This is a genomic window from Paenibacillus lautus, assembly GCF_050482385.1.
In the GTDB taxonomy this organism is placed as follows: Bacteria; Bacillota; Bacilli; order Paenibacillales; family Paenibacillaceae; genus Paenibacillus_AQ; species Paenibacillus_AQ lautus_B.
This window is the reverse complement of the sequence record NZ_JBCNHV010000029.1, coordinates 276900-288558: the sequence shown is the minus strand read 5'-3', so window position 1 is coordinate 288558 and position 11659 is coordinate 276900. Positions and strand designations below refer to the sequence as shown.

The following is an 11659-nucleotide window of genomic DNA, read 5'->3' as shown; positions in this document are numbered from 1 at the left end:
AGGCTGATTTCACATAACGTTGTTGTGTTCACGACGTTCATTCCCCTTAGATAGCTCTTATCTTAGGAGAATGAATGTGTCCCAGCATCCACTTCTCCGAACCTTCTTCTGGGACCGAGGAGCGTCAGCGACGATGTGTGAATGCATTGTTATGAGATGCCATTGACATCTTCGAATAATCCTACAAATATCTTTATCTTTTGATTCCATTGGCAGTTTTCTTATGATGTATCATTAATAGTGTAACTGAAAGAATAACAGCTGGGGTTGATAATCCGCTCGTCAACACTGATGCTATTATAGGATTCGAAGTTAGTTCACACCAACCATATTTTGTGCAAAAATCTTCTGTAGCATCTATTTGTGCCTTATTGGATAAATAAGATATTAAAAGGAAATTACGCTCACAGCGTGAATGCGGTGTCATGCGATGCCTTTACCTTCTTCGATATACCTTAATTCCTTAATTTTCTTTCAAGAAATCAAGTACTACTGTATTGAATTCATCAGGTTTTTCTATAAAGGGTAAATGCCCACAATCTGAGAGAATAGACTTTTTCGAATTCTCTATGCTTTTATGTACGTGTTCACCGACTTTTATATTAAAAGCTTTGTCCAGATCCGAGAGAATAATCAAGGTAGGAACGTGTATTTTACTTAAAAGCTTATTTGCATACGGCTTACGTGGTACAGCCAGCTTAAAATCCCAACTATAAAAATTCTTTTGTGTTCTTATTGTTCGCAACACCTTTTCTCTGGCTTCTTGTCTATGTTGAGGCGGGAATAAATATTCCCAATACGGGTTACAAATAAATTTTTGAATTGCAATCTCAAAACCTTTTGATTTCAATAACGACATGCTTTTTATCGCCTCAAACGTTACTCGTAGTGGATAACGACATCCGTTAATAGAAGGAGTAACAAGAATCAGTGCCTTAACAAATTCCGGATATTGAAGAGCAAAATCTATCGCAACACTACCACCTAAGGAGGATCCGATGATAGTACCTTTTTGAATTTCCAACGATTCAAATAATGCTTTTAAATCCTCAAAATGCGAAAAAGAAGATACTGGGCTATCAGATTGGCCATACCCTCTTAGGTCATAGCAAATCACATTATAATAATTAGACAAACTTTCTATCTGATACTCCCAGATACGAGAATCATTAAAATTCCCATGAATAAGAACTAAGGGTTCACCTTCCCCTGTCATCGAGTAGAATAGACTAGCATTATTAATCTTTAGAAAATTGCTTTTAGAAATTCCCAACTTATACCGCCTCCATATAAAATGATGTTATTATTTTTAGTTCGCAAGGGTTTCGCATAACGTCTTTGTATTCACGAACTTAACATTCCTCTAAATTCATCCAATTATATCAGCCTTATTTACCTCAACATATTTAATAAGATATTCAAATAAGTTATCATCATCACGATACAGGTAGAGCTGTTCAGCCAAGATTTCAATTGAATTTATTATGTTAACACACTCTCTCCCATGTGTTCTGGAAAAGTTGGACACCTGGAATTCTTCAAGATTATTGACATTAGATATTAATTCCATTTGAACTCAATAAGTTTTTGATGTTCTTCATAATATTAAAATCTTTATCTGCTCGAATTCTTTCAAGTGCTTCTATAGTTTCATCAATATATTCGCCACTTGGGTTCTCTAAAAAACCTAATATTCCGTTCATAGATAACTCTGTATCTAGATCAATTAGTAATACAATGTCCCTGAATACGATTGGCACTTGATCGAGCGACTCTCTTAATTGAGTATACTCTTTACCATATATGTTACTTGCAATATGTCCTACTATATCTTCACCAGACATTGATAGAATATTATCCAGTGGAAGTAATCTATTAATTAGATCTTTAGTATGCGTATTCATCATTCTTCTTCGATCACACTCACTTATTAATAAATTCTTGGGTGGTTTCAGATAACGTTCCCGTATTCACGACGTCCCACCGACTTAAGTCTCCGCCGGGAGCCGGCCGCGATGCGGTTAGTCGGTGCGGATGTGTCCGGCTGAATTCACTTCCCTGCAGCTGAAATGCCTCGCCGATTCCACTTCTAACTTCTGCCGGGCCGAGGGCCGAATGGCCCGATGCGTGAATACTTTGTTATCCGATGCCTCCGACTTCTTTGATATACTTACACAATTCGTCCTTTATCGTCTTTATTCATTTTCAATTTTAATTCTCTAGTATCCTTTTCGTTCTTTTGAATTTGATTATTACTTTGTTCTTTGATTCGAAAGAAATTGATTAAGTTCATTTAAATTGTCTGTTCGATATAATTCTTTTTCTGTATCAAAAATAATGTACTTTGGTACATCATCAATGTTTAACATTTGTAGTTCCTTATCATCATGACTTCCGGTTTGATAATAACCACTAAGAATCCTTATGTTTTGGTCAAACACTTCTTGAAATTCAAGATTTTGTTCATCAGTGGTACCAATTGCCGTGATGTAATACTTCCCCTCAACGTCAGAAAAGAAAGACAATGGAATTGACGAATGGTAAGTTTTATTATTATCTGCATTGCAACCTGAAAGGATAATTATAACTACTATACTTAATGCTTGTATTAGCTTCATGTAAGCCTCCGTTAATTAAGGTTATTCCTTTGCTAATCGGAGGTTTCGGATAACGTTCACGTATTCACGACGCGAGCCGGCCTTAGATAGTTCCTATCTTAGGTCGGCTCGTGTGTCGTCCGAGTAATCTCCATGATTATACAACTAACGACCAAGGGGCGTAAGCCCCGCAGCGTGAATATAATGTTAGATGATGTAGACGACATCTCCGAAATCACTGATTCTCTTTTTAGAATTTTCTTATTTCTTTTAATAGTTCTTCTGCCATACCAAGTACTTGGACTTTATATTCATCTAATTTCTTTAATTTAACTTCTAATGCTACTTCATTCCATAATAAATATTGGCTTGGTAAAGGTATGTCATTTAACTTGTTATAATATTCATCAAAATCGTACCATACTATTTCATTCCCACTATGATACATGCCAGAAAGTCGATGACATCCAAGATGAATCGGAATTTTTTCATTTATCATGTCTTCTAATATTCTTTTAAGTTCTTCAATGTTATTATCAGTATTCGACATTTTTTCACCTAGTTATAATATGTTTTTATTCTTATATTCGACTATTTCATCTAACGTTTATGCATTCCTGACGTTCAAGCAGCTTAAGTGACCAAAGGGAACGGGGCGTTAGACTTAGCCGGTTGAATGTATCGCCTGAATGATCCCCTTGAAAGTCCTTCTTAGCGATCAAGGGCGAATGCCCGCAGTAGGAATGCTGTGTTAGCAGATGTCAGTTCCTTCTTCGAATAACGTTCGACAACTGTTTATATTTGTTTGGTCAAAATTACTTCAAGAGGCTCGTTCTCCTGTAACAAACATCCTACATCACGATATCCAAGCTTCCTGTAAAAGTGCTGTGCTCCTTCATTAGATTGAGTAGACGTCATTACGGTTGTGAATCCTCTTTCGCTCATTAATTCTTCCCAATAAAGTACTACTTCCTTACCAATTCGTTGTCCTCTATATCCTTCATCAATCCATATCATATTCATAAAGGGAGTATTATCCCAAAAGTATCCATACCTCATCCAACCAATTTCTTTGCCCTCATCTCTAAGTATAAATATCTCTTTTTCTTTAATTTTTGATCTGATCAATGTTTCAACTATGTGCTTATCTCTTTTTAAAATGTACATATAATCTGTATCCTTTGCAAAATCAATCTTCATAGCTGATCCTCCAATTTTTTTCTGAACTTTTTTCCTTCTTTATGTAATCTGTACTGATTTCTGCTAACGTTCCTGTATTCACGACTCAGCGTATGCTGAGTGTCCGACGAATGTCGGATCAAGGGCGTATGCCCGTAGCGTGAATATTATGTTATACGACGGAACCTACTACATTGAACTTGCCCAGGCTGGTTTTAAGTGATTGAAAATGTAGACCAATATTGTCATTATCAAAATAATTAAGGATATTATAAAAAATAGTTTTTTAAATAGTTTCTCATTTTTCGATTTTCGTAATGGTATAAAATTGATGGTTTTATCCAAGATAATAACCAGAAATAATGCAGTGTTAATAAAGCTTAGCATCAGTTCTAATGCAACGATTATCTTCATTGCAGGATTAACAGCAATAAGATCACTACTACCTAACCCCATGTATGTTACAAAGTGAAAATAAAAACGTTCCCAAAATCCAGGATCAATTTCGTTTTTTTTCTGATCAATAAATCGCAACAATTTATCACCAAGAATTCCATCCAGCATCATTCCGTAATATGTGAAAAGGAATATTAATAATAATGTAAATACAACAAAACAAATAAATATTTTTATAAGTCTATTTGAATTAATATGAGATTTATTTTGTTTTGGGTGCAGTTTATTCATTAACATAAAGAAATTATAATATACAAAAAGTAGACTAAATAAAAGCATCCCGAAGAACTCTATTAATAAAAAAATATAGCTAAGATCTTCAATCCAATTAATACGAAATTGAATCGAATTTATAGATATCAGTGAAAATGAAAAGTAAATAAAATTCAAATCAATAATTATATTAAAAAACCTAAAAGATACCGATGTGCTTGGATATATAACAAGATATTTAAAAACAAAAAAAGCAATGGCTAAAACGAAAACTATAAATGCACAAATTAATGACCCACGAATATATTCATTATCTAGATATTCTGATGGATTGAAGGTTGTAATCATAACCAGATGACTTAATACAATAGAAAAAATTAAACCAAACCACTTAAAATTTTTGTAGTAATACTCTTTCATTCCATTCTCCCTTTAGGTTCTGTCGTATAACGTTACCTTATTCACGACGTGACCCAGCCTTAGATAGCTCCTATCTTAGGCTGGGTCATGTGTTGTCTGAGCTTCTTCCATGATTATATATCTGACAACCAAGGGGCGAAAGCCCTGCAGCGTGAATACATTGTTATCTGATGCCGTTGCCTTCTTCGAACTCTCCCATAAAATGCTCATGAACATGATTATTTAAGGTGGTATTTCGAAAGTTCAGTCCATCCAACAAACCCTGTCTATAGATTATTTCGTTTGCAAACGCCACCTGATAATTTACTTTATCTTCGAAATCAAATAACAATTCTCGGCATGAATCCGGAATGCTCTTCAACATTTCCTCGAACGAACATCTTTTACCATTCACAAGCTTCCTGTAGTATAAATTTTTCATTAAAATCACTTGTCCAATTTCTTCAGTTCTTTTTCCAACAAAACAATCAAAATAACACTCTAATTCTTTAAGCATTAAATCCCCTCCAATTAGTGATGTCACTTCGAAATCACTCGACATTTCCATTCTATGGTGATTTCATAGTGATGTCAATATGGATGTATTCTTTGTGACTTCTAAATGATAATATAGTGCTATCACCAATAAGGAGAGACAATTGTGGCAACTAATAAAAGAGTCTTCACTTTAAGATTAGAGGATACCAATTTTCAAAAAATTAAATATATAGCAGATAAAAATAAACGTTCTATTGCTATGCAAATTGAATATCTAATTGAGCAGCATATCCATGACTATGAGAAGAAAAATGGTCCCATTCCTACAGATAATTAGTTAATATTATAGTATCATTCTGTGTGTTGCACCGGTTTTAGATAACGTTGTTGTATTCACGAACCCGAAAGGCTTAAGCGCGCAAGCGCGGGTCCGACGGACTTAGCCAGTGCAGGGTTGTCCGGCTGTAACCGCTTCCCGAAATTCCCCTGCCGGACCGAGGGGCGGATGCCCCGATGCGTGAATATGGTGTTATTTGATGTCAGCGCCTTCATTGAGGTACATTCAGATATCTGTTTTCATAACTTGGATTGTAATATCTAAAATAGTTATATTCCATTTGTTCACCCACGGATCCGAGTTGTTTCTTTCCGTAGTTTATGAAACCAGCTTTCTCAATCACTTTTAACGAGTGGGGATTATCGTCCACAATTGTCGCTATTACATAGTGAATATTAAATGTGTTGAGAGCCCATTGGGTTAAGGCTATTGCAACCTCAGTGGCATACCCAAAACCTCTAAAATGTTTGGAAATACCATAGCCAATTTCAGTTTCAGAGAGCTCCTCAATTACTCCGACATGACAATGCCCTACAAAAATAGACTCATCCCTTGTTACCACTGCAAAATAAACCGCATCAGATACAACATTAAAAGTTTTGTATTTACTTATCTGCCAATCCAAAAAGTCTGAAGCTTGTTGTTTATTCATTTTCCATCCTGAAGGCCAATCATTTGTATACGCTTGTAAACAAAGAGCGTAAATATGTTCGAAATCATCTCTCGTAAGTCTTCTTATCATTAGACGATCAGTCAGTATAGGTAATGAGGCTTCTGCTTTATTCATTCTTCCTCCATTTGAGATAGATAATTTTATTAGTTTGCGCTGATTTCACATAACGTTTGGCATTCCTGACATTCAAACAGCTTAAGTGACCGTAGGAAACTTGTCGTCAGGCTTAGCTGGTTGAATGTATCGCTTGAATAAACTCCTTTTTTGGAAATCCTTCTTAGCGATCAAGGGCGAATGCCCGCTGTAGGAATGCTGTGTTATCGGATGTCAGCGACTTCTTCGAAATACACCTAATCTTCTTTAAAGATTTGAGAAATCAAGATCAAACTTCACCTCTATTTTTTAACTGCTTCTAATAATTCCGATTTTTTTAATGTTAATTATTATCGATAAAATACAATTGATAGAAGTAAGACCCATCCAAATAAATATTGAATACGACATCCACACCCGTATCATTAAATAATTATTGTCTAATAAATAAGGCAAGATCATTACCAATACCAAAAGCATAATGCTTAAGATTAGTGCGATACTACTTCCTGTCATTTTTCTGAATCTTGTCTTTTCATCTTTAATATTTAGTTTTATTCCTCTAAAGAGTTTAATTACTTGGACACATAAGATAACGACGGCTATTATTACTAAGAATGAAAATACCAAATCAATTAATAGATACGCGTCATCATAATTAAATTTATTCATGTGATTTCCATTCATATTCTCATATATGTTATTAGCAATTAGCGATGGTGCAGTTGAATTCAAATTAGCCAGAACAAATATGGCCTGCTGCTTTTCTAAATCAATAAGAACCTTTGAGGAGTAATTAGGATTAGATCCATTATGACTAACAACTCTATTGTTCGTATGAATATTCCATCCAAATGAATAGTATTGATTTTCATCTTCGTATCCCGCCGTTTTGATGTCGACTTGATGAGATTGTTGTATCGCTTTCAATAAATTATCTGGTATGTCGCCTATCCCCATTTGGGCATTAATCCAGCGTTCTAAATCTTTTGAATTCGTTACCAAATATCCTGCAGCGATATTCCCATAATATCTAGGGGCATCATATTCTAAGCTTTTTCCAAAAAATACACGATATCCTTTGGTAAGTTTATCAGTTTCCTTTTCCTGACCTGTTGAAAAATAACTATCAGTCATTCCTAAAGGAACCAGTATGTTTTCAGTCATGTAATCCTGATAACGTTTGCCTGTAACTTTTTCAATAATCAACGCTAAAATATCATAATTAACTGTAGCATAATTATATGCTGTCCCAGGATACGTATCTAATGCAATGCCTGACATATTATGTATCGTTTTTTCAAGCATATCATCCGTGGTACCTTCAGGAATTAACCGAATACTCCACGGTGGAATTCCACTTGTATGAGCTAACAACTGATGAATCGTAATATTAACTTTCTTACCCTTAATGGTTGGCTCAAACGATGGAATATAGTCTGTAATACAATCTGAAAGAGATAAGTAGCCCTCTTTTTCTAATAAAATAACGGCCAAAGCCGTAAATGCCTTTGTAGTCGACCCCAATTCAAATAATGACTCTTCAGTCACCCTCTTCTTATTATTAACATCCGCATATCCGTAATTCTTATATTCTGTCTTGCCCTGCTCTGATACTACCATAGCCACCCCTGGAGTCGCTGATTTGGCCATTATGGTTTCCACCATATTATCCGTATAATCATAATTCCCTGTCTTTATTAAACTTCCAAGTTCATCCCAACACGCTATAGTAGTAATGATTGCGATAAGTAGGATGACACATACTGTTAATGTGCCTGTTTTACTTAGTATTTTCTTCAATGTGGTTCTCCCTATTGTAAGTCTTCTAAAAAATAATAATGAACCAAACTATATAATTAAGAACCATTCATAAAAACCTACTTTGTGCCGTTATGGCTTAGAAAAACATAGTTCTTTTTGGGCTGATTTCCGATAACGTACCTGTATCCACGACGTCCTTCCGACTTAAGCAACCAACGGGAGCGACCGCGATGCGGTTAGTCTGTGCGGATGTGTCCGGCTGCTCCTGCTCCCCCTACATCCCTCTACCCGACCGAGGGCGTATGCCCGATGCGTGAATATTATGTTATCAGATGCCCTGACACCTTTGTTACTTACAAACCTAGATCTACCTTTTAGCTAGATTTTCTTCTTTTAAATCCGTCCATCTAAAGATCTCGCCATTAATATTTATGGTTCTCGACTTTCTTTTGCTGATCGTCATTTAATCTCACTTCCATGATTTGCGAATGCATTAATATAATTTTTCCAGGATTTCCGATAACGTTCTTGTATTCACGAATCTGAGAGCCTTAAGTGAGCGCAGCGAACGGGTCGCTAGACTTAGGCTCGCAGCGGTTGTCCGGCTCTGTGAAGTTCCACGGTCCGGGCCAAGGGAGCCTCAGCTCCCGCAGCGTGAATATGGTGTTATCCTATGGAACTGACTTCTGCGAATTGCTTACAAACCTCACTTAATTCACCTCTGAAAAGTCAACCTCAATCGCTTTCAATTCACTTCTCCGAAGTGCCTACTTAGAGTCGGTTTTCCATCCGCTTCTCCGGAATGCCTCTTAAAAATATTCCACATATCCGCCTTTTCAGCATTCTGAATCTTCTTATATTTAGGCTGTTTTCGTAAATATTGTTGCTATACCATAAGGCTATAACAAAGAAAACTCGCATTAGAAAAATTACGAGTTTTTGTTAATTAAGGATTTGCTTCTTTAACTAAAGCACCCCTTACTTGAATAACTTATACCAATACAAAGTGGTTTCTATTTTTGGATTATATGACTGTTTCAATGTGTCAACTCCACCTAGTATAAATCCTTGTTTCACATAAAACCTGCACGCTCCAAGATTATCATCTTGAGCCTCTAGAGACATTCCGATAAGTTTTCTTTGTTTTGCCCACTCTTCCGCTTTAGTTAAGAGCAACTTCCCGATTCCATATCCTCTAAATTCTTTTTTTGTAGCGATATTTTCAATATAACAGAAGCGATTCCAATCCTTGATTATTCTAATTTGCCCAATGCAATTATTATTCTTATAAGCTAAAAATAGAGCTTTATCTTCACGGTTTATATATCGGCTCCAATCAAGTTTATCATCTGGGAAACGAATTTCTTTAGTTTCATCAAATAGATTCTCTTCAAAAGACCATTTTCCTGATTGAAAACTGGGTACAACCTTACCAAACACTTTAAAATAATCACTTGTTTTATTAATGTCCTCAATTAATTCATCCTTTAATGGAGAAATTATGATTTCCTCTGCAATATTCATTTTGACACCTTCCCATTCTGAAAAAGAATTTTACTAGCACAAGCCTAAATACCTACCCTATTCAATATTACTGCCCCGTTAGTTAAACAAGATTATTTCCATTATTCTAATTTTAACATAAGCTCTTAAATAGGTTGCCGGCTTAAATCAAATTTTTGCACACCAAAGAAACCATCAAAAACAGATTTTTTACGCTGGTCTTAACATCTCCACTGTAAAATGTTTTGAATCCCGGCAAGAACCTAAAAGTAGCTGTTTTACCCGTTCAGATTTGGCAATAGTTTTTGTTTGATTAATATATTTGAACCAGAAAATATAGTTATCCAATTACTTGGTTGCCACACTATGAAACCTTTGCATAAATTTATTGAGTTGAGCGTGATAGGCGTTGACGTGTTGGATATGGTAAATTGACTTCTTTACATAAATCCCCTTTCGAATATTTATAATTTCGTGCTTTATCCCTTTTTCTGCTGCAAACTTTTTATAATTAGTTGCGTTATCAGAACATAACAAAGCGTTATGATCTATAAATTGACCCATTACAAGGTCTATCTCAGTACTTTTAATTCTTCCTGTGCCGGCCACTTCTGAAATTACTTGTCCATTTCTGTCCTGGGCTACAAGCACACATATTTGTTCATTAGAAATGCCCCTTTTTGTAGCTGCACCACTTCGTTTACGGGCTTCCCGGTGGGAGATATCTTATTTGCCTTTGTGACCTTCTAAAAAGTAAATTTCGTCACTCTCGACAATTCCTTTTAATGTACTGTGGCCTAATGACCTAAGAGCATTAAGGATTTTATGCCGCCAGTAGAAAGCAGTTGAGATATGAATTTTTAATACTTAAGTGATTTTAGGCAACGTATAGCCCTCAACCATCATCTTAAAGCATTCCATCCATTTACTTAGGTAATAGGTGCCCGATAGGGGAGTGTTAGTCATATCATTGAACGTTTTTCCGCAATCTTTACAGAGGTATCGTTGCCTTCCTCGATATTTTCCGTTCTTTTTAACTGAGACACTTCCACAATGTAAACAAGCAAGGCCTTCGTGAAATCGACTTTCACGGATATCTTTAATTTATTTTAGCTACGTCTCCTTGATCTGCCCGAAACAATAGAAACTTAATCGCATTATATAACTTAAATTGTTCTGTTTAGATAATTCCGAGAAACCTTGAAATATACTTTCTCACATTTTTACCGCCTCCTAGATCGCAATTATAGCAAGGTCCTATTAGTATCGGTAAATAAACAATCTATGCGAAAACAGCCCGATTCGTGAATGCTATGTTATACGACGGTCTCTCTTTATTGAACTGCTTACATAGTTGTTCTTTTTGATTTTATGTAGTTCTAATGTGCTCAACTTTGCTAATTCTCTCTGAATAATTCGCAAGCAATAAGTCCAATAATCCATCCGGTACTAGTTTTTCCTGTTCATTATTCTCGAATTCATTAATTGATTTCCAAACTGCTTTATATGGAGTTATTCCTTCTATGCCTTCGATAACTTCTCTTTTGTATAAGTCATGATCAACAAGATCGGCTTCATAAATGAAATCTACTTCATGACCTCTCTGATCCAAGTATTTAAATAGGTTTTCGATGACAAACTTTAGCTTGGGTTCTTGTATTTCGGCATTTAATTCTTCTTTTACTTCTCGAATTATCGTCTCTTTACTATTCTCTCCATACTCAACCGTTCCACCAACCGGCCGATAAAACGACTTGTTTACGGCTTTATCATATGTTTCTTCAACTAATATTTGATCGCCTCTTCGAATTAGACACAATGAAACGGTCCTAATGATCATTCAATGATTCCTTTCTAGGTTTTTCTATGTATTTTAGAGACTGTCGTATAACGTTTTCGTATTCACGACGCCTGACGAATGTCAGGTGTGTCCGGCTGCTTCTGCTT

12 protein-coding genes and 1 pseudogene are annotated in these 11659 nt (G+C 35.6%); 1 reads left to right on the top strand and 12 read right to left on the bottom strand.

The annotated features are described in order from the left end of the window. Positions 1-463: 463 nt before the first annotated feature. The 7 genes from ABEW73_RS31140 to ABEW73_RS31110 form a co-directional block, all read right to left on the bottom strand. The gene (locus tag ABEW73_RS31140; RefSeq protein ID WP_430171413.1) at positions 464-1273 is read right to left on the bottom strand and encodes an alpha/beta fold hydrolase; all 810 of its coding nucleotides are present in this window, start codon (positions 1271-1273) and stop codon (positions 464-466) included. A 280-nt stretch (positions 1274-1553) separates the two neighbouring features. Next, complete coding sequence (locus ABEW73_RS31135) at positions 1554-1904, bottom strand: DMP19 family protein (protein WP_430206419.1); 351 nt, start codon at positions 1902-1904, stop codon at positions 1554-1556. A gap of 348 nt (positions 1905-2252) precedes the next feature. Further along, complete coding sequence (locus ABEW73_RS31130) at positions 2253-2618, bottom strand: hypothetical protein (protein WP_430171417.1); 366 nt, start codon at positions 2616-2618, stop codon at positions 2253-2255. A gap of 229 nt (positions 2619-2847) precedes the next feature. Then, complete coding sequence (locus ABEW73_RS31125) at positions 2848-3147, bottom strand: hypothetical protein (protein WP_430171419.1); 300 nt, start codon at positions 3145-3147, stop codon at positions 2848-2850. 245 nt (positions 3148-3392) lie between these two features. After that, entirely contained in the window at positions 3393-3797 is a 405-nt protein-coding gene (locus ABEW73_RS31120) for a GNAT family N-acetyltransferase (RefSeq protein WP_430171421.1), read from the bottom strand. 168 nt (positions 3798-3965) lie between these two features. Beyond that, positions 3966-4865 carry a hypothetical protein gene (locus tag ABEW73_RS31115; RefSeq protein WP_430171423.1) on the bottom strand — a complete coding sequence of 300 codons (900 nt, stop codon included), beginning with the start codon at positions 4863-4865 and terminating at the stop codon, positions 3966-3968. Positions 4866-5028: 163 nt separating this feature from the next. After that, entirely contained in the window at positions 5029-5361 is a 333-nt protein-coding gene (locus ABEW73_RS31110; RefSeq protein ID WP_430171425.1) for a hypothetical protein, read from the bottom strand. A 144-nt stretch (positions 5362-5505) separates the two neighbouring features. Between ABEW73_RS31110 and ABEW73_RS31105 the strand changes: the two genes are divergently transcribed. Further along, complete coding sequence (locus ABEW73_RS31105) at positions 5506-5679, top strand: hypothetical protein (RefSeq protein WP_036642512.1); 174 nt, start codon at positions 5506-5508, stop codon at positions 5677-5679. 211 nt (positions 5680-5890) lie between these two features. Here ABEW73_RS31105 and ABEW73_RS31100 read toward each other — a convergent pair whose 3' ends face one another. From ABEW73_RS31100 to ABEW73_RS31080, 5 genes and pseudogenes are all read right to left on the bottom strand, one after another. Next, complete coding sequence (locus tag ABEW73_RS31100; protein ID WP_430171427.1) at positions 5891-6466, bottom strand: GNAT family N-acetyltransferase; 576 nt, start codon at positions 6464-6466, stop codon at positions 5891-5893. A 288-nt stretch (positions 6467-6754) separates the two neighbouring features. Beyond that, the gene (locus tag ABEW73_RS31095) at positions 6755-8248 is read right to left on the bottom strand and encodes a serine hydrolase domain-containing protein (protein WP_430171429.1); all 1494 of its coding nucleotides are present in this window, start codon (positions 8246-8248) and stop codon (positions 6755-6757) included. A gap of 939 nt (positions 8249-9187) precedes the next feature. Next, positions 9188-9733 (bottom strand): GNAT family N-acetyltransferase, encoded by a 546-nt coding sequence (locus ABEW73_RS31090; RefSeq protein ID WP_430171431.1) that lies wholly within the window; start codon positions 9731-9733, stop codon positions 9188-9190. Between the two features lie 189 nt (positions 9734-9922). Then, positions 9923-10921: pseudogene (locus ABEW73_RS31085) on the bottom strand (IS1595 family transposase). A 160-nt stretch (positions 10922-11081) separates the two neighbouring features. Then, on the bottom strand, positions 11082-11552 hold the full coding sequence (locus tag ABEW73_RS31080; protein WP_430171433.1) for an NUDIX hydrolase: 471 nt from the start codon (positions 11550-11552) through the stop codon (positions 11082-11084). Positions 11553-11659 lie beyond the last annotated feature (107 nt).

What these genes read in the sequence shown, in the direction of transcription:
- ABEW73_RS31135 (WP_430206419.1), bottom strand. Translation starts at nt 1,904, where the DNA reads ATGAATACGCATACTAAAGATCTAATTAATAGATTACTTCCACTGGAT.
- ABEW73_RS31130 (WP_430171417.1), bottom strand. Translation starts at nt 2,618, where the DNA reads ATGAAGCTAATACAAGCATTAAGTATAGTAGTTATAATTATCCTTTCA.
- ABEW73_RS31125 (WP_430171419.1), bottom strand. Translation starts at nt 3,147, where the DNA reads ATGTCGAATACTGATAATAACATTGAAGAACTTAAAAGAATATTAGAA.
- ABEW73_RS31120 (WP_430171421.1), bottom strand. Translation starts at nt 3,797, where the DNA reads ATGAAGATTGATTTTGCAAAGGATACAGATTATATGTACATTTTAAAA.
- ABEW73_RS31115 (WP_430171423.1), bottom strand. Translation starts at nt 4,865, where the DNA reads ATGAAAGAGTATTACTACAAAAATTTTAAGTGGTTTGGTTTAATTTTT.
- ABEW73_RS31110 (WP_430171425.1), bottom strand. Translation starts at nt 5,361, where the DNA reads ATGCTTAAAGAATTAGAGTGTTATTTTGATTGTTTTGTTGGAAAAAGA.
- ABEW73_RS31100 (WP_430171427.1), bottom strand. Translation starts at nt 6,466, where the DNA reads ATGAATAAAGCAGAAGCCTCATTACCTATACTGACTGATCGTCTAATG.
- ABEW73_RS31090 (WP_430171431.1), bottom strand. Translation starts at nt 9,733, where the DNA reads ATGAATATTGCAGAGGAAATCATAATTTCTCCATTAAAGGATGAATTA.
- ABEW73_RS31080 (WP_430171433.1), bottom strand. Translation starts at nt 11,552, where the DNA reads ATGATCATTAGGACCGTTTCATTGTGTCTAATTCGAAGAGGCGATCAA.